Origin of the sequence: uncultured Victivallis sp., from assembly GCF_944391105.1 — a bacterium.
In the GTDB taxonomy this organism is placed as follows: Bacteria; Verrucomicrobiota; Lentisphaeria; order Victivallales; family Victivallaceae; genus Victivallis.
In genome coordinates this window covers 22,566-40,433 of sequence record NZ_CALXSK010000038.1, presented here as the reverse complement: position 1 = coordinate 40,433, position 17,868 = coordinate 22,566, and the positions used below count along the sequence as shown (strand labels likewise).

At 58.2% G+C, this 17,868-nt stretch carries 14 protein-coding genes and 1 pseudogene; 10 read left to right on the top strand and 5 right to left on the bottom strand.

What is annotated here, in order from left to right; genetic code table 11:
- Positions 1-129: 129 nt before the first annotated feature.
- Complete coding sequence (locus tag Q0K10_RS11585) at positions 130-636, bottom strand: hypothetical protein (RefSeq protein ID WP_294507179.1); 507 nt, start codon at positions 634-636, stop codon at positions 130-132.
- Between the two features lie 175 nt (positions 637-811).
- On the opposite strand from Q0K10_RS11585, the gene Q0K10_RS11580 reads away from it, so the two are divergent.
- From Q0K10_RS11580 to Q0K10_RS11565, 4 genes are all read left to right on the top strand, one after another.
- Positions 812-1,516 (top strand): TIGR00730 family Rossman fold protein, encoded by a 705-nt coding sequence (locus Q0K10_RS11580; protein ID WP_294507177.1) that lies wholly within the window; start codon positions 812-814, stop codon positions 1,514-1,516.
- Positions 1,517-1,741: 225 nt separating this feature from the next.
- Positions 1,742-1,987 carry a TM1266 family iron-only hydrogenase system putative regulator gene (locus tag Q0K10_RS11575; protein ID WP_294507174.1) on the top strand — a complete coding sequence of 82 codons (246 nt, stop codon included), beginning with the start codon at positions 1,742-1,744 and terminating at the stop codon, positions 1,985-1,987.
- A 16-nt stretch (positions 1,988-2,003) separates the two neighbouring features.
- Positions 2,004-3,422, top strand: coding sequence for a [FeFe] hydrogenase H-cluster radical SAM maturase HydG (gene hydG / locus Q0K10_RS11570; RefSeq protein ID WP_294507172.1), 1,419 nt, complete (start codon positions 2,004-2,006; stop codon positions 3,420-3,422).
- 587 nt (positions 3,423-4,009) lie between these two features.
- Entirely contained in the window at positions 4,010-4,213 is a 204-nt protein-coding gene (locus Q0K10_RS11565) for a hypothetical protein (RefSeq protein ID WP_294507170.1), read from the top strand.
- A 132-nt stretch (positions 4,214-4,345) separates the two neighbouring features.
- On the opposite strand, the gene Q0K10_RS11560 is transcribed toward Q0K10_RS11565, so the two are convergent.
- A complete protein-coding gene (locus Q0K10_RS11560; protein WP_294507168.1) occupies positions 4,346-5,731 on the bottom strand; it encodes a hypothetical protein in 1,386 nt (461 codons plus the stop codon).
- Positions 5,732-5,838: 107 nt separating this feature from the next.
- Between Q0K10_RS11560 and Q0K10_RS11555 the strand changes: the two genes are divergently transcribed.
- The 4 genes and pseudogenes from Q0K10_RS11555 to Q0K10_RS11540 form a co-directional block, all read left to right on the top strand.
- Positions 5,839-8,055 (top strand): ComEC/Rec2 family competence protein, encoded by a 2,217-nt coding sequence (locus Q0K10_RS11555; RefSeq protein ID WP_294507165.1) that lies wholly within the window; start codon positions 5,839-5,841, stop codon positions 8,053-8,055.
- Positions 8,042-9,226, top strand: coding sequence for a glycosyltransferase family 4 protein (locus Q0K10_RS11550; RefSeq protein ID WP_294507163.1), 1,185 nt, complete (start codon positions 8,042-8,044; stop codon positions 9,224-9,226). Before Q0K10_RS11555 ends, Q0K10_RS11550 begins: the two co-directional genes overlap by 14 nt.
- Positions 9,195-9,989, top strand: coding sequence for an ATP-dependent sacrificial sulfur transferase LarE (gene larE / locus Q0K10_RS11545; protein WP_294507161.1), 795 nt, complete (start codon positions 9,195-9,197; stop codon positions 9,987-9,989). The genes Q0K10_RS11550 and larE overlap by 32 nt, the downstream gene beginning before the upstream one ends.
- A 42-nt stretch (positions 9,990-10,031) precedes the next feature.
- A pseudogene (locus Q0K10_RS11540) lies at positions 10,032-11,315 on the top strand (FAD-dependent oxidoreductase); the annotation flags it as partial.
- 88 nt (positions 11,316-11,403) lie between these two features.
- Here the strand turns inward: Q0K10_RS11540 and Q0K10_RS11535 are convergent.
- The 3 genes from Q0K10_RS11535 to Q0K10_RS11525 form a co-directional block, all read right to left on the bottom strand.
- A complete protein-coding gene (locus Q0K10_RS11535) occupies positions 11,404-12,942 on the bottom strand; it encodes a hypothetical protein (protein ID WP_294507158.1) in 1,539 nt (512 codons plus the stop codon).
- 18 nt (positions 12,943-12,960) lie between these two features.
- Positions 12,961-14,187, bottom strand: coding sequence for a trehalase family glycosidase (locus Q0K10_RS11530; RefSeq protein ID WP_294507156.1), 1,227 nt, complete (start codon positions 14,185-14,187; stop codon positions 12,961-12,963).
- 82 nt (positions 14,188-14,269) lie between these two features.
- A complete protein-coding gene (locus Q0K10_RS11525) occupies positions 14,270-15,007 on the bottom strand; it encodes a helix-turn-helix domain-containing protein (protein ID WP_294507154.1) in 738 nt (245 codons plus the stop codon).
- A gap of 260 nt (positions 15,008-15,267) precedes the next feature.
- Between Q0K10_RS11525 and Q0K10_RS11520 the strand changes: the two genes are divergently transcribed.
- Complete coding sequence (locus Q0K10_RS11520; RefSeq protein WP_294507152.1) at positions 15,268-15,987, top strand: type II secretion system protein; 720 nt, start codon at positions 15,268-15,270, stop codon at positions 15,985-15,987.
- A gap of 32 nt (positions 15,988-16,019) precedes the next feature.
- On the top strand, positions 16,020-17,723 hold the full coding sequence (locus Q0K10_RS11515; protein ID WP_294507150.1) for an FAD-dependent oxidoreductase: 1,704 nt from the start codon (positions 16,020-16,022) through the stop codon (positions 17,721-17,723).
- Positions 17,724-17,868 lie beyond the last annotated feature (145 nt).

Here is a 17,868-nt window from a genome sequence, read left to right as displayed (position 1 = left end):
GTGCGCCGAAACGGTTTTGACGCACGAAAAAACAAGTGATTAACACGAGAGAGCCAATACTTTTGAAATTGGCTCTGCTGACAGAATTTTCCACAGTTTCATAAAAAAAACCCTCTCCCCCTAAGAATTTCAACGGCGCAGCGGATTCGGCCGCAGAAACGGAGACCGCGGCATGGAACTGCCGCTCGGACGCTCCTGGCGCGGAATCGGCGACGGGCGGCTCTCCCGCTGCGACGGCTGCGAACTTGATGATGATGAAGGATTCGGAACACTCACAATCGGCTTCGCCTTCTGCACCGGAGTGACCTGGCGAACCCGCCCTTCGCTGTCGTTCACATATTGCGGAGTCTCTCCCTTCGGCGCAGAGCGGAATGTCGACGCACCGTTTTTCTGGTAGATGACGCGGTTTCCACTCTGAATCAGCGTCTCGGATTTTCCGTTGGAACCGGGTTTGACCGTAGAGTCTCCGAGCTCGACGCCGCCGGTTTCGAGCGGCGGAGTCAGGGGAGTGCCTTCCGATTTGGACGCGGGGACGGCCGGCGGCGCGGAAGTGACCGTTTCCGGCTTTTCTTCCCCGTTCACGACTGCTGCACCAAACAGCAAAACAGCACAAAGAATTTCAAGCGGACACTTCATGGTGGGACCTCCTGTTTCTGTTAATAATATAATCTGGAAATCCGGACAATCAAGTCCCGATCGCGCAGGAGAAAACGTTTCCGTTTTTTCCGGAAACTCCGCAACGCGACTTGACATCGCGTGGAGCGGCTGTATATTCCAGCATGTAACATTGTTCCTTCAGGAGATTTGCGTTATGGAAAACCACTCGGAAAACCAGATGTGCGGCGGAAGTTTCAACAACTATGAATTCATGCCCGCGGATTCATGGAGAATCCTGCGGATCATGTCCGAATTCGTCCAGTCATTCGATGATATGAGTCAGATGCCGGATCGGCTCGCCGCGGTATTCGGCTCGGCCCGCACCCCGGAGGACGCCCCGGAATTCCAATCGGCGTACACTCTCGGCAGGCTGCTTGTGGAAAACGGATACGGCGTTATCACCGGCGGAGGACCCGGCATCATGGGAGCCGCGTCCAAAGGAGCTTTTGAAGCGGGAGGCAAGTCGATCGGTCTCAACATCGAGCTGCCCATGGAACAGCATCCGAATCAGTATCAGACCGATTCGCTCTCCTTCCGCTACTTCTTCATCCGCAAAGTCTGTTTCCTCAAATACTCGACCGCGATCATCGTCTTCCCCGGCGGATTCGGAACACTCGACGAACTCAGTGAAGTTCTGACCATGGTGCAGACCTCCAAAATCAACCGGATTCCGATCATCCTTGTGGATAAGGAGTTCTGGAGTGGAATGCTGCACTGGTTCAAAAACGTCATGGTCAAGCGGGGCACCATCGCCCCCACGGATCTCGAACTGTTTCACCTCGTCGATTCGGCCGAGGAGGCGATCGATTATCTGCTCGCCTGTCACAGGTTCGGATTCCGTACCACGGTCAAGCAATAAATTCAAGAATAATTCTTGAAAATCGGAAATTTCGCGCTATATTAATCGCAGGTCCGAAGCCGGGGGGCAACACCCGAGGCCGGGGATTGTAAAATCAGCAGTGTCATTCTGAAAGCGAGGGTTTGTCCCGGGCTGAAGAGGCAAAGTTAAGACGGTAGATCTGTGTCAGTCACATATCCTCCGTGTTTTCCTCTTTGAACCGGAAACACGGAGGATTTTTTTATTATGGAAAACCGCATTGCCTTGATCGGCATCATTGTCGAGGACACCGCCGCCAGCACCGAAATCAACCGGATTCTGCACGACTATCAGGATTATCTGGTCGGCCGGATGGGAATCCCTTACAAAAAACAGAACGTCGCAATCATCAGTGTCGTGGTGGATGCCCCCGCCGATGTCACAAGTTCGCTCTCCGGAAAGCTTGGAATGCTCCCCGGAATCAGCGTCAAGACGGTCTATTCGAAAAAATAACAGGAGAACAGCGAACATGTACGACCCGAAATCCCTCAAAGCCGAGGAGTTCATCGACGACGATGAAATCCAGGCCACCATCCGCTACGCCCGGGAAAACCGCAACAACCGGGAACTCGTCGACGCCATTCTGGAAAAGGCGAAAGCGTGCAAAGGTCTCAATCACCGCGATGCCCTTGTCCTGCTCGAATGCGAACTGCCTGACGAGAATGAGAAGATTTTCCAGCTCGCGCGCGAGATCAAGGAGAAGTTCTACGGCAACCGCATCGTGATGTTCGCCCCGCTCTATCTCTCGAACTACTGCATCAACGGCTGCACCTACTGCCCGTACCACCGGCAGAATAAGCACATCCGCCGCAAGAAGCTCACGCAGGACGAGATTCGCGCCGAGGTCATCGCGCTGCAGGACATGGGGCACAAGCGGCTCGCGCTCGAAACCGGCGAAGATCCGGTCAACAACCCGATTGAGTATGTGCTCGAAAGCATCAAGACCATCTATTCGATCAAACACAAGAACGGCGCGATCCGCCGTGTGAACGTGAACATCGCCGCGACCACCGTCGAAAACTACCGCAAACTCAAGGCCGCCGGAATCGGAACCTACATCCTCTTTCAGGAGACCTACAACAAGAAAGCGTATGAAGAGCTCCATCCGACCGGGCCGAAGCATGACTACGCCTATCACACCGAAGCGATGGACCGCGCGATGGAGGGCGGCATCGACGATGTCGGCTGCGGTGTGCTTTTCGGGTTGAACCTCTACCGCTACGACTTCGTCGGCCTGCTCATGCATGCGGAGCACCTTGAAGCGGCAAAGGGGGTCGGGCCTCATACGATCAGTGTTCCCCGCATCCGTCCGGCCGACGACATCGACGCGAAAACCTTCTCGAACGCGATTTCCGACGATATCTTCGAAAAAATCGTCGCCGTGCTGCGCATTGCAGTGCCCTACACGGGGATCATCATTTCGACGCGCGAATCCCAGAAGGCACGTGAACGGGTGTTGAAACTCGGCGTCTCGCAGATTTCCGGCGGATCACGCACGAGCGTCGGCGGCTACGTGCATGAGGAGAGCGAGGAGGAGAACTCCGCTCAGTTCGACGTCAACGACACGCGTACGCTCGACCAGGTCGTGAACTGGCTGCTCGGACTTGGATACATCCCGAGTTTCTGTACGGCCTGCTACCGGGAGGGACGCACCGGCGACCGTTTCATGTCGCTGGTCAAGAGCGGGCAGATCGCGAACTGCTGTCTGCCGAACGCATTGATGACGCTCAAAGAGTATCTGGAGGATTACGCTTCTCCGGAAACCTGCCGGAAGGGGGAAGAGGTCATCAAACGTGAACTTGAACACATCACGAATCCGAAGGTACGCGCGATTGCGGCGGATCATCTGCGCGAACTGCACGACGGCAAACGCGATTTCCGCTTCTGAAATTGATCGGACGATCCTGCAAAAGAAAAATTCCCGCTCTCACCGGCGGGAATTTTTTTTATATTGCTCAAACACAGAAAAGGAAAATGATCAAATATTTTTTTTCAGCTATTGACAAATAAATAGAACAGCGATATATTTTAGACAATATCATTTTCGATATTGGTTCATTCACAATCGGTATATTTCAGCAAACGAGTCCATCGACCTGCCAGGTTGAAAGTTTCATTCGCTTCTGTCCAAGGAGAAATTTGTCCGGAGAAATTGTGTTTCCACATCCTGCCGGTCATTTTCCGGCGTGATGGAAGCAGGCTCTTGACGGGACATATGAGACAAGGAGCCAGGAAACGACCGGCATTTTAGCTCTCTCGGAATTGTCATTCTCCTCAGGCGCGGCTTGCCCATCTTCGGGTTAAGCCGTTTTGCGTTTTATACTCCAGATGAAATCTCCGCTTTACAGCGAAGTGATCATATTTCTCTTTGAGATAAACTTTAAAACGGGAGGTGTCGAAAAGCCAGATCAACAAACAGTTCCGGAATCAAACTCAGAATCACACACGAAACGAAAACAAAAAGGAATATTCAAGATGAAAGATCTCGGTACTATTACAATTGCACTCGCAGTTCTCAGCGTTATTTGCGTATTGATTATTTGTTTTGGATTTTTGACACCGCTGCTCACCGAAGGAATGCCGATTATTGAGTGCACGGCCAAAGGGACAGTATTCACCGTAGTCGGAACACTCGCCGTCACCTTTGCGATTTTGGCGGGAGTCTTCAAAAAGAAATAACGCACACCGATTTTTTTGCGGATATTTCCGCAAAAACATTTGAGATGAAGAGGGAATAAAGAGTCCATATTATTCACGGCTCTTTATTCCCTTTATTTCAAGCATTCTCTTCAAAAGCCGGAATTGCCGAATTCAGAATCCGCTGACCCGGCCGGGCGCGCCGCCGGAACGGGCGGGAGCTGCCGGCCGAACCGGCGCGGGCGTGCCCTTCCAGGTTGCTGGACGGGCCGGAGTCGTCCGCGGTCTGACCGCGCTCCCGGACGAAGACGCCGGGCGTGCCGGGGTCGTCTTCGGAACCACCCGCCGGAATCCACCGTTCTGCTCCAGATTGTACGGACGGGACGGTCGAGAAACCGTTCCCCCGGACGGCTTCTGCGTCGAATGCGTCGAACCGCCGGCGCCAAACCCGGAAGGACGCGAACTGATCGGAGTCGTAATCGGCTTCGACGGTTTCTGGTCCGGTTTCTGGTCCGGCCTTGAATCCGGCGGCAATGGACGCGGCGGACGCGGCGGGCGCGGCGGGCGCGGACTCCACTGACCGTGATTGTTCCGGCGGGTCCACCAGACCACCGGCCAGTAACTCGGCCCGATGCAGTAGGGGTAGTCGTAGTAGATTCCGACATTGTCATAATAGCCGTTGTTCGAAACGTTTCCACCCTTGTTGTCGATTCCCGCGACCTGCTGGCCGTCAGCCTGGTCCGGCGGAGTTCCGGAAGCCTCGGCGGCCTGTTCGGCCTCGTCCACCTCCTTCTGCCCTGCGGCAAATTCGCTGTAAATATCGAGATAACGCTCCAGCAGCAGCTGAGCCTCGTCGAGCGAGTCGGAAAAAACCGGAATCCGTTCAATGTCCCGGTAACGTGCGTGCATTCCGGTCGGATAGAGGAATCCGCTCCAGCGTCCCGTCCCCTCCGACAGTTTCAACCGGTCGATCAGCACCAGTGTCGGCAGGGTCGGCAGACCACTCGAGTCATCGATCACGGCAACGACCGTACCGGAACGCACCTGCTCAACCGGAATCACCGCAACCGGACGGCGGCGCGCATAGATCGCAAACCGCAGATCAGCCGGCTTGATCTGCACCTCCTCGCCGGCGAGCCGGGCCTTGATTTCGCGCGTCACGCGCGCCATGCGTTCCGCTTCCCCCTCGGCGGCCTCCTCCAGGGTCTTTTTCTTCGCCTGTTCCAGCTGCTCCTCGAACGCCTTCGCCTTTTCCGGATCGTAATGAAACGCTTTCTGCAATTCCGGCGTCAGTTTCGACAGCGGAATTCCAACCATCGCATACGCCCCGTCTTGCCGAAGATATCCGATGTCGATCCCCGCAGGCGTAACCCGTTCAATCGTGGCATCTTTATACGTTTTTCCGTCAGTCGTCACAATGTCCATGACCGGATCGTCGTCCTCAAACTCCTCTGCCGTCTCCTCCGCGGCCGACGGCGTTTCAGGGAGGGCCTCCTCCGCCTGCACGATGGGTCCGCCCAGCAAAAACAGCCCCAGAAACAAGAATATCGTGTTTTTCATTTCAGACCTCCTAAATAAATCCACTGTTAACATATTACGGGAATGAAAAATATCAACTGTTTTTCGTTGCATTTCCGATAAAATTCATCTACATTATATCCAAAAACATGCAATATGCTCTCCATCCGGCGCGACTCCGGATTCCGGCGACGGGCGCGCTGTTCTCGGGAATTCTGGCCGGGACATTGCCGACCGTGCTTGCCGGCGGCTCATCCGCGGTTGCCGTCGCTGCCGCAGCGGCAATTTCCGCGGCGGCGTTTCTGCTGTTTGAACGCCGAACGGCCGCGGTTTTCGCGGCGGGAGCGCTGCTCGGCCTTTTCAGTCTGGCCGTCCACCAGCTCAGCATGCGATTCTCCGAAAATTACGAAACCCTGCTTCCGTCCCGCAGCTGCGGCGGAAGCGCGGTACTGCGGATCGTCGACCCGCGCATATCCGCATTGCCGGGAATCGTACCGCCGTCGCTGGTGAGGGCACAGGTGCGAGAAATCCGGCTCACGGGAGAAACGGGATTCCGAAAGGCCTCCGGCATCCTCTATCTCAAACTCCCGAAGGAGTCCGCCCCCGTGCTCCGCTGCGGCGATCTCCTGACGGCGGAAGGAGTTTTTTCGCTGCCGGCAGAAGGAGGCGCCCTTCTGCGCGAGGAGGCGGACACGTTGACCAGAGTCGAACCGATGCGAAATTTCTCCACCTACCTTGCCGGCCGCGGCGCAAGCCGGATCTTCCGCATGCGTGAAGGGACGGTGACCGGATGGAGTCCCGGACTCATCGGACGGATCTGCATCGTGCGCGATCAACTGCTGGAACGGGCGATTCGCGGAATCGAAAACGAACGGCTCCGGAATCTCGCCGCCGCACTCTTTTTCGGGACCTCCGGAGGCGTTGATCCGGCCAACCGGGCCCGGCTCATCGAATCGGGAACGATCCACCTCTTTTCCGTTTCAGGGATGCATGTCGCGATGCTCGCGGCGGTACTGCTGCTCGTTCTGCGCCCGCTGCCGTTGCGGATCCGTTATCTCTCACTGGCCGGATTTCTGCTGGTCTACACGCTCTCAACGGGAGCGAACGCCCCTGCGATGCGGGCGTTTTACATGATCGGCCTCTGGTGCGTGCTGCGGTCGCTGCTGCTCTACATGCCCGCGTTGCACACGTTGCTTCTTGCGGGTGGAATTCTGATTCTCGCGGAACCGTTCCTCATGCTGGATATGGGATTCCAGTACTCATTTGTGATTACTGCGATTCTGATCCTCGCAGGCGAACGATTCGATCAGGTTTCGGAACTGCTCGGAGAGGAGTTCCGCTGCATGCCGAACTCCCCGCTCAAACGTGTGCGGGAGAAACGACTGCGCCGGGGGTGGGCTCTGCTTTTCGCCGTCGGAGCGTGCCTTGCGGCATTCCTCGGCGGCGTCGGAATCTCGGTGTACAGTCAGGGGCTGCTGCTGCCGGGCTCGGTATTGGCCAATCTCGCGCTGATGCCGGTGGTGGGGATTCTTTTCCCGGTGCTCTTCTTCAAGCTCGCGGCAGGAATGATCTGGAGCGGATTCGACCTCCTCGGAGCGAAGATTCTCGAATGGAGCTTCCTGTTCATGGAGCAGGTAACCAGGATCGCCGGAGCCGGATTCGAACGGATTCCCGCAATCCGTCCGGCGCTGCCGGAAATCCTGCTTTTCTATGCGGCACTCTTCACACTGCTCGGAACGCATCGGTCACTCCCCGCCCGGATCGCCGGAGCGCTGCTCGTGCTGCTGCCCGCAAGCTGGATCTTCCGCGCGGAGTTCCAGCCTCCCGCGCTCCTCGTCGCCGCGGGAGGCGGAGCGGAGATGCCGGTTGTGGCTCTGCACGATCCGGCGGCCGGCTGTACCTTTGTCGTGAATGCGGACGGGTTCGAGACGACGACGGCGGCGGCGGACTTCCTGCTCAAACGCGGCGCCACCCGGATCGACCGGCTTTATTTCAGCTCGGCGCGCACGGGAAACCTCTCCGCACTTGCGCAACTTGCGCCGCGTCTGCCGGTTGAAGCGGCCGCCGTTCCCGAACTCGATCGCTATTCGCATGCGTTTCGCAGAAAATTCGAAGAGGCGCTCCCGGGCTGTCCGCTCTCGTCGTCGGCAGATGGTGGAAGTTACGGGCCGTTTGAAATATTTCCGCAAAAAAACGGATTTGAACTTGTATATTCGAATCCATGCACTACCTTTCCCATACGTCTGTCGCTCGAAACGACGGACAGCGGCTGCCTTGTCACACTGCGGCAGCCGGGGAAAAGGGAGAACACGTACAGCTTGTTGAACAGCAATGTCCCGGAGGTTTGGGAATATGAGTTCCGATAACAGGAAGATGAAAATCTGCCACATCATCACCCGCATGATCGTCGGCGGCGCTCAGGAAAATACGCTTTATACGATCCTCGGGCATCTGCGCAAGGGCCACGAGGTCACGCTCATCACCGGCCCGTCGCCCGGTCGCGAAGGGAAACTCCTGCAGAACATCGACTTTCCGCCGTTCGAAACGATCGAACTGCCGTCACTTGTTCGCGAACTGGATCCGGTCAATGACTTCAAAGCGTACCGCGCCCTGAAGAAACTGCTCGCGGAGAGGAAATTCGACGTCGTCCACACCCACAGCTCCAAAGCCGGGGTCATCGGCCGCATCGCCGCCCGCCGGGCAGGAACGCCCGTCGTCGTCCACACGGTACACGGCCAGGCGTTTCATCCCTATGAAAAGGGTTGGAAAAACGCGATTTACAAACTTTCCGAACGCATTGCGGCACGTTACTGCGACAGGATCTTCGCCGTTGCGCAGGCGATGATCGACCAGTGCGTCGAAGCCTCGATCGCACCGCGCGAAAAATACAAGGTCGTTTACAGCGGCATGGACACCTCCGCCTTCGCGAACGCCGTCCGCGAACCGGAGCTGAGAAGAGAGCTCGGCATCCCGGAAAACGCCCGGGTCGTCGCGACACTCGCGAGACTCTTCCCGATGAAGGGGTACGAGTACGTCATTCCGGCGGCCGCGGAGATCATCCGCGACTATCCCGACACCCACATGCTGTTGATCGGCGACGGGCCGATGCGGGAGGAACTCGACAGACGTACTGCGGCAATGGGATTGACGGAACACTTTCACTTCGCGGGACTTGTTCCGCCTGCGCAGGTACACCGTTATCTGGCTCAGGCCGATCTTCTCTGGCATCTCTCGCTGCGCGAGGGACTGCCGCGCTCGGTCGTGCAGGCACTCGCAACCGGAATTCCGGCAATCGGCTTCCGGCTCGACGGTACGCCGGAGGTGATTCTCGACGGCGAGACCGGATTCTGCACCGCGCCGGAGAATGTGTCGGAAGTCGTCGACGCGACCCGGAAACTCTGGCGGACCCCTGCCCTCGCCCGCAAAATGGGCGAAAACGGTCGCAAACTCGTGCTCGAACGATTCGACTGGCCGCTCATGGCCGACATCCTGGAAAGGGAATACCTTGAACTGCTGGAAACAAAAACTCGAAACTGAACTGGCCCGGTATCCCCGGCTCGCCATCGCGTTTTCCGGCGGCTGCGACAGTGCGCTGCTGGCCGCCGCGGCCCGTCGTACGCTTGGAAGCGCGAACGTGCTGCTGCTTCTGGCCGACTCGGAACTCCTGCCGCGAGAGGAATTTACGAGAGCGGAGAAAATCGCGGAGGAATCCGGGCTCCGGCTTGAAATCGTCCATCCGGATCCGCTCTCCGATCCGGACGTGCGGGCAAACGGGCCGCGTCGCTGTTATCACTGCAAAAAACGGCTGTTTTCCGCGCTGGCGGAGCGCGCCCGCGAACTCGGGTTCCCGCTTCTTGCGGACGGGGCGAACCGCGACGACCGGAACGACTACCGCCCTGGAGCGCAGGCTGCGGATGAGCTCGGGATTGTCCACCCGCTCGCGGAGCTGCCGAAATCGGCGATCCGGGAACTTGCCCGGGAGCTCGGCGTCCCGGTCTGGAACCTCCCGGCGGCGGCCTGTCTCGCGAGCCGGATCCCGACCGGAACCCCGCTTGAACAAACCGCGCTCGCCGCGGTGGAAGCCGGAGAACGCGCGATTGCGGAACTCGGTTACACCGGCTGCCGCGTCCGCCGGATCGGTCCGGAGAGCGCACGACTCGAACTCCGCCCCGGGGAGAAGGAACGTGCGAAACGGGAATTCGAAGCAATCCGTTCGCGCCTCGGCTCCTGTGGATTTTCGACAGTCGAACTTGCCGACTACCGCATAGGTTCGATGAACCGTCCCGTCGAAAAGGGTTGACGAAATCGTCACGAAGGTGTATCTTTAACACGAAAAACAGTTCACCGGGAGAAAACGGAAATGAAAAGCAAAGAGTATTTTGACGTCGTCGTCGTCGGAGCCGGTCCCGCCGGTCTCTGTGCCGCAATTCAAGCCGCGAGAGCCGGAGTGTCGACCTGCCTTGTCGAAAAGAACGGAATCGCGGGCGGAACCATCACCGCGGGAGGCATCCCCTGCCCCGGCATCTTCCATGCCTGGGGGCGGCAGGTGATCGACGGCATCGGCTGGCAGCTCGTCAAGCGCACGCGCGAAGAGAGCGGGAATCCGGTTCCCGAATTCTCCGACACCAATCTGGCGGAACACTGGAGGTACCAGATCACGATCGAGCCGATGCTGTTCGCGGCACTCTGCGACGAGGAGTTCGAAAAGGCCGGAGTCACAATCAAATATCACACCATGGTCGGCAGCGCGACGCTCGCGGACGACGGAATCGAACTTGCCCTCTGCGGCAAGGACGGACTTTATCCGGTTTTCGCGCGGCGGGTCATCGACTGCACGGGAGACGCGAACGTCGCACGGATGCTGCATGCGGAAATGCGCATTTCCGATCCCTGTCAGCCCGGCACGCTCTGTGTCTACGCGACCGGATACGACCCGGAAAAACTCGACATCGAAGCGATCCGGAAGGCTTTCGACGAAGCCGTCGCACGTGGCGAGGTCAGCTGCGAGGACACCGGATGGGCCAACAGCTTCAACGCACATTTCCTCTTCGGGCGCGGCAACAATTCGAACCACATCAGCAATATCAACGCGGCCGATTCCGAGGGACGCACGCGAATTGAAATCGCGGGACGCGCGTCTCTGCTGCGACTTTACCGGTTCCTGAAGAAACAGCCGGGACTTGAGAAGCTCGAATTCAAACTGAACGCGGCGGAGTGCGGCGTGCGCGAAACGCGCACGATCGTCGGAAAGGCAACGATCACGGCGGAGGATTATGCCGCGGGGAAACGGTATGACGACGCGGTCTGCTACGCGTTCTACCCGATTGATCTGCATGATGCGAAAGTCGGCCTCGACAAGCGCCCGCTCGCTCCCGGAGTCGTCCCGACCGTGCCGCGCGGCGCGCTCATCCCGGTGAATACGCGCCACCTGCTTGCGGCCGGACGGATTCTCTCAAGCGACCGTCTCGCCAATTCGGCGCTGCGGGTGCAGGCTCCCTGCATGGCGACCGGTCAGGCGGCGGGAGCCCTCGCTGCGCTCTCCGTTCAGCTCCAGCTCCCGGCGGAGAATGTTCCGATGGCGGAGCTGCGCAAGCTGCTCGAAGCCAACGGCGCAATTGTCCCGTAACATCTTTGCGGAGCATCAAACGGCCGGGCTGCGGATCGCTCCGTTGCCCGGCCGGCTGTTTTGAGGAAAAATCGACCCGCTTCCCGGATCATGCGAAGGGGCGAAGCACGAGTTTCCGTCCCTCGGCCGTGAGCAGAAAGGCATCGCCCTCCCCCGGAACAATCCGCCCCGCCGCGGCTTCGAATCCATAATCGTACCCTTTGTGGCGGTAACAGATCCGGCCGTCGCGGAAAAACCGCGCCGTCGGCGTGCGATACTCCAGTGCCGCAACGTTACATTCATACAACAGGGCCTCGCCCTCCTGTGGAAATTCAAATTCCATCGACTGCGGAGTAAGTCTGATCGAAATCGCATCTCCCGACTCCCGACGCCAGACGATCCGCATGACCTCCCCGGTCTCCTCCCGCACGGATTCGATCCGCCCGGGCCCGCCGGGAACGCGGAATGAACACGGCTCCCACAGCAATCCGTCCACCAGCGGAAGAGCATCATAAGCACATACGCTCGAAGGACATACCTTATCCAGATATGATTCCGCATAATCTTCGCGAAAAAGCTGCCAGTCCCGCACGGCAAGCGTTCCGTCCGATTCACGGAACAGATTGACCCTCCCGAACCGCGAAAGATACCAGATTCCGGCATGTCCTTCGCGTTTCCAGTCGTCAAGCGTCACAACCGCACTGACCGGAGTCACCGGAAATTTCGCGCGGAACCACCGCCCGGTCTCACCAAGCGTCGTTGCCCGGATTTTCCCGGCATCCCGCAACCGCGCGATCTCCTGATACTGGTACGGCAGCGTCTTCTTCATCAGATCCCAGCCGAACGGGTTCTCCTGCCCCGCCTGGGCGTAGGCCATCGCAAAATGCGGGTGACTGAAATTCTCCCGGAAGAACCAGTCGATCCACTCCCGGCTGCCGCCACCGGAGTCCTTGTAAACCGGTTCGAGCGTGATGACCGGCTGCCCGTTCCCCGCGACTCCGGCCGAGTACTGGTAGAGCGGATCGCTGCCGAGCATCCGGAACACCGGGACAGGGATCTGCGCATCTTCGTTCTGCGCAGGAAGGTAGGCGTTCTTCACGGCCGGATAGTAGCCGTTCGCCCAGTAGCCGCCCCAGAGCGTGTACCCGTCGGTTCCATACTGATCCTTGCAGTTGCAGGCCGCTTCGATTCCATATCGTTCATGCAGATAACGCAGCAAATGCGCGTCGAACAGCCAGCTGCCCATCGAAACCGGGCGGCGTCCGAACTTCTCCTCGAATTTCGCAATGAACGCATCCGCGAGCAGCTCGCGTTCGCGCGGCGTGTATCCGACCGAAAATCCGACATCCGTGTGCCAGTCCCACGACCAGCGGCCCCGCCACGGAATTCCTGCGGCGTCCGCATTCTGCTCCACGACCTCGAACCAGATGCCGATTTCGTGATTCTCCGGCATTTCACGCTTCAGGAACTCGACAAACGGCCCCTGCACCAGAGCGTCATACTGCAAAAGCCAGGTGGTCGGCAACCCGTACTGCTTCGCCAGAGCCATTTGTTCCCGAACGGGTTCAAACAGGTCCTTCTGCTCGCGATGGCGCGGCTCCACCGCCCGGATGAAATTGATGATGTTGATGAAGTTCGACTCGTCCATACCCTGCATTCCTCAGCTTCAGGCGTTGTGTCGGTTCAGGTAATCGGCGGCGGCCACAAAAGCGCCCGCCGTGCCCGCCGGCATCAGCGGTCCGGCTGTGCCGCCCGGCATACCGGTCACGACGTTGTACCATTCGTACAACGCACCGTTCCGATCGAAATTTTCCGTAACCGTATCGACGAATTTCCGGGCGATGCGAATCGCCGATCCGGTGAATCCGTAACGTTCCAACGCTTCCATCGCCACGAGCTGCAGTTGCGGGAAACCGTTCGGATAATCCCAGCGGTAATCGCGACCGGAACAACCCGGCTCACAAGCGGCGAGCCCGTGTTCGCATTCGAGCCGGCTCTCAATCGCGCGCAACGTCGACGCCGCCTGCTCCTCCGAAGCGATCCCGCACCAGAGCGGCAGCAGCGATGCGCACGAAAAGACCTTCGAATGGCGTTTCTCCGCAAAGTTGAAGTCCAGGAACAGCTCTCTCCGCTCATTCCAGCAGTAACAACGGATCAGCTCCGCCCGGATCTCCGCCGCGTGAAACCACTCATCCGACCGTTCGAGATCCCCGAGATCCCGGTAGAGTTCCCCCAGCACATTGCGACTGTGCACCAGCAGCGAATTCAAGTCGACCGCGGCAAATTCCGGACAGCGCCGCTCGAACCGCGGCGTGAACCCCCACCCGGACTCCGATTCAGCCATCGCCTCGCGCGCAGCAGTGCGAATCTGTTCGAGCGTCGTTTGTTCCGGATATCCGAGCCGTTCAACGCAAACGGGATAGAACGCCTCAAGCTCCTCTTCAACCGCATCGGTTCCGTAGTGATGCATCCCGCATTCGCCGCGGCGGCGGAACTTCCAGAACTGCGTCTCAACCTCCAGCGCCCGCGCCGCACGCCGCAGCAGATCCCGATCCTCGGAACAGACCCGGCAGGTCAGCTCAATCATCGCCCCGAGAAACGGCGGCTGCGAACGATTGAGAGCGTCGGCGCGATTCGCCGCAGGCACAAATCCGTACTCGTTCACCTCGCTGATCAGATTTTCACAGTTGTCACGGACCAGTTCGGCATGTCCCTGCAACGCCAGTCCCCGGCAGGCGAAATAGGTTTCCAGATAACGGAATTCCCGTCTTCCATCTCCTGCGCCCGATACCGTGTAAGGATGCGGCAGCCCGATCAGCGCCCCCTCGGAAACCGGCTGAAACTGCGTGATCTGCTTCCAGTTTTCAGCGATGTACTCCAACACCTTCTGCATTGTTCCGAACCCCCTGAAAATTAGTGGCTGCAACTAATATAACCGGTCCGGCATGCTTTGCAAACGATTTTCCGCAAGATTCTCAGGAAGCGCGCGCCAGCGCCGAATGAAGCCGGGAAGCGAGCAAAGAACACTCGAAAAGCAGCCGGTCAAAATTGCGCTCCTCCGCCCGGTCGCCATAGAACGAAACCCCGTAAAAGCCGCCGTTGTACTCAACCGGAAATGTGATGTTCCAGCGCTCACGGCCTTCGCGCCGGAACAAGTAGCCGTTTTTCCGGACATGCTCGACAAGCGCGCGAATCTCCTCGAGATCAGCCTTCGCCTCCCCTTCGGCTCGATTGCGGTGGATCGACTCCTCGAAAAGCGCAAGAACCTCTTCGCTGCTGCGGCTCTGCGTCAGAATGGCAATCGCGATGTTCGACCGGTAGAGCGGAACCCGGCACGGCATGCCGTACTCGCGTTCGGAAGCATATGCGTCGCTGCGATAGAGATAGACCACCTGATTGTTGTCGATCCCGGCAAACGCCCCCTGCACTCCGAGTTTCTCCACGTGCTCCTTCACCATCGGATTGATCACCCGCGGCAGGTGCGAGCTGTACGCGGCGTTCTGCCCGAGCCGGATCATCCCGAGCGCCGGCTCGAAACTGCGGTAATCCGCCTTGAACACGTACCCCGCCTCCACCAGATCCGCCGTGATCCGCGAAAGCGTGCTCGTATTGATCGCGAGCTTTCGCCCGAGCTCCTTGAGCGTCACCGGTCCGTCCGACGCCGAAATCGCCTCAAGCACCTGAAAAGTCTTTTCCAGCAGCTTGTTTTTCATCGTTGTCCCTTTTTTCTTTTTCTGCAATTTCCGCGTTATTTATGAAAGATAAATGAAAAAATATCCTTTTCAAGTTGTTTTTTATCCATTCCGGAGAATTTTAAGTTTTTATCAAAAATATTTCACATTGTGATAATTTAAAATCTTCATCTCATTATTTCATAATTCTATCTTGCTTTTGTAAAATTTTCTGGTATAATTTTATCAAAACATCAGACAAGAACTCACACAACCTGGTGAAACGAAAGGAAATCAACAAAATGAGAGGGAAAAACCATTTTACCTTGATCGAGCTCCTGGTCGTGATTGCGATCATCGCGATCCTGGCCGGGATGCTGCTCCCCGCGTTGAATCAGGCGCGTGCCCGCGCCCGCGACATCAAATGCACGAGCAATCTGAAACAGCTCGGCACCTATATGAGCATGTACGTCGATCAGAACCGAGGAATACTGCCCTCCGCCTATCAGAATTACGGGAAAGAATCAGGAACCTGGCAGGATGTTCTTTTTGTGATGAACAACGGCGCAGTCACGCAGGAAAACCACTGCTATCTCAACGAAGAAAAAAAGATGCCGCAGGATGTCTTCGCCTGCCCGTCCAGCAATACCAACACCACCGAAACCGCCGCGGTGAAGCGCCACTACGGAATTAACCGGCGCGGAACCCCGGACTGCAAAAGCGATAACAAACTTGCCCATGTACTGAGCAAGATTCAGAATCCTTCCGGTCGCGCAATGCTGTTCGACATTTTTCTCACGGATGTAAAACCGGTCACTCCGAGTGCCCAGAACCGGAAGGAGATGAACGACACGAACGATCCGGACGGCTGGCGGCACAGAGGCGGCAAAGGCGCGAATTTCACCTTCGTCGACGGACATGTCGAAGCGAAACTCTACGACGAAATCCCCTACAACCGACTCAACTCCGAACCGAAATCATTGAACAACGGCGCCTTCTGGTGCAATAACAACGGCAACTGAACAAAATTTTCAATCAAGGGAAAACAGGGAAAATGACGATCACCAGACGTACTCTTTCGGCGGATTTTGTCGTGGTCGGCGGCGGACTTGCCGGGCTCTGCGCAGCGGTCGCGGCCGCACGCAACGGCGCGAAAACCGTCATCATCCAGGATCGGCCGATGTTCGGCGGCAACGCTTCGAGCGAGATCCGCATGTGGGTTTGCGGCGCGCACGGCGAAAACCGCAAGGAAACCGGACTTCTGGAGGAACTTCAGCTCGACAACTACTATTACAATCCCACGATGAAGTATACGATCTGGGATGACGTGATGTACGGCTTCGCAAAACAGGAGAAGAATCTCACGATTCTCTTGAACACCTCGGTCGAAAAAGCCGAGACCGAAAACGGCCGCATCGTCTCCGTCACCGGCTGGAACCTCATCGAATACTGCCGCTACAAGGTCGAAGGCAAACTCTTCGCCGACTGCTCCGGCGACGGCATTCTGCGCATCACCGGCGCGAAGTACCGGGTCGGCCGGGAGGCTCGCGATGAATTCGATGAACCCCATGCCCCCGAAAAGGCCGATGCCAAAACCATGGGCAATTCCATCCTCTTCCAGCTGCGCCGCACGAACCGGCACATTCCGTTCCGCGCGCCGGAATGGGCCTACCACTACACCGAGGAGACGCTCCCGAAACGCAACTTCATGCCCGAAGGCAACAACTTCTGGTGGATGGAGTTCGGCGGCGTGAAAGACACCATCGGCGACGCCGAGGAGATCCGCGACGAACTCTACCGCATCGCCTACGGCTGCTGGGAGTACATCAAGAATCACCCCGACGGGCGCGGACATAACTGGGAACTCGACTGGATCGGGAGTCTCCCCGGCAAGCGCGAGAGCGTCCGCTTTGTCGGCGACCACATCCTCTGTCAGAAAGAGGTCGAGGCCGAGGGAAAGTTCGAGGATGCCGTCGCCTACGGCGGCTGGACGATGGACGATCACCACCCGGAGGCGATCTACTATCCCGGCGCCCCGACGATCTTCCATCCCGCGCCGTCGCCGTTCGGAATTCCGTACCGTTCGCTCTACTCGGTCAACATCGACAACCTCTTCTTCGCGGGACGCCAGATTTCGACCACGCATATGGCTCTGAGTTCGACCAGGGTCATGGCAACCACCGCAATGCTCGGACAGGCGGTCGGAACCGCCGCCGCGCTCGCAACCCGTTACAACGAGACCCCGCGCGGCATCTACGAACGCCATCTCGATGAGCTTCAGCAGACGTTGCTCGATCAGGACCAGTTCATCCCGAACATCCCGCGCCGCGTGTCGGCTCTCTCTCTGAAGGGGACAATCAGCCACGAACTGCTGCGCAGCGGCCGCGACCGCGACTGGGACGACGGCAAGCAGGGTGTGGAGTTTTCCGCCGGAACCGGCGCGTCCTACTCCTTCAAGAAACCCGAAAAAGTCGCGGGAGTCCGCCTCGTATTCGACAGCGACCTCTCGGATCTGAAGCGGCAGCTCAATGTCGAGGATACAGATGTGTTCCGCGCGATGCCGGCCCAGCTGCCACGCGTCTTCCGGATCGAAGCGGTCGTGAACGGCGAAACCCGCCAGCTCGCCCGCGTCACGGAGAACCACCATCGCCTCGTCAAGCTCGCCTTCGAGCCGGTCGAATGCACGGAAGTCAAACTCGTCCTCGAAGAGGGCTGGAGCGACAAACCGATGCGCGTCTTTGACTTCGAAGTGTGCTGAGAACCCGGCAAAGGGAGTCCGGAGCCTGCCGCGGCCGATGCTTCGGCGGGCTCCTTCGGATTTTCCGCACAGAAAAATGGGGCCGCGCTACCCTATCACAGTTTGCGCGACCCCGGTGTTGGGGTTTTCTCTGTGCCTCGATAAG

Coding starts and splice junctions, on each gene's coding strand:
- Q0K10_RS11585 (WP_294507179.1), bottom strand. CDS start 636: ATGAAGTGTCCGCTTGAAATTCTTTGTGCTGTTTTGCTGTTTGGTGCA.
- Q0K10_RS11580 (WP_294507177.1), top strand. CDS start 812: ATGGAAAACCACTCGGAAAACCAGATGTGCGGCGGAAGTTTCAACAAC.
- Q0K10_RS11575 (WP_294507174.1), top strand. CDS start 1,742: ATGGAAAACCGCATTGCCTTGATCGGCATCATTGTCGAGGACACCGCC.
- hydG (WP_294507172.1), top strand. CDS start 2,004: ATGTACGACCCGAAATCCCTCAAAGCCGAGGAGTTCATCGACGACGAT.
- Q0K10_RS11565 (WP_294507170.1), top strand. CDS start 4,010: ATGAAAGATCTCGGTACTATTACAATTGCACTCGCAGTTCTCAGCGTT.
- Q0K10_RS11560 (WP_294507168.1), bottom strand. CDS start 5,731: ATGAAAAACACGATATTCTTGTTTCTGGGGCTGTTTTTGCTGGGCGGA.
- Q0K10_RS11555 (WP_294507165.1), top strand. CDS start 5,839: ATGCAATATGCTCTCCATCCGGCGCGACTCCGGATTCCGGCGACGGGC.
- Q0K10_RS11550 (WP_294507163.1), top strand. CDS start 8,042: ATGAGTTCCGATAACAGGAAGATGAAAATCTGCCACATCATCACCCGC.
- Q0K10_RS11535 (WP_294507158.1), bottom strand. CDS start 12,942: ATGGACGAGTCGAACTTCATCAACATCATCAATTTCATCCGGGCGGTG.
- Q0K10_RS11530 (WP_294507156.1), bottom strand. CDS start 14,187: ATGCAGAAGGTGTTGGAGTACATCGCTGAAAACTGGAAGCAGATCACG.
- Q0K10_RS11525 (WP_294507154.1), bottom strand. CDS start 15,007: ATGAAAAACAAGCTGCTGGAAAAGACTTTTCAGGTGCTTGAGGCGATT.
- Q0K10_RS11520 (WP_294507152.1), top strand. CDS start 15,268: ATGAGAGGGAAAAACCATTTTACCTTGATCGAGCTCCTGGTCGTGATT.
- Q0K10_RS11515 (WP_294507150.1), top strand. CDS start 16,020: ATGACGATCACCAGACGTACTCTTTCGGCGGATTTTGTCGTGGTCGGC.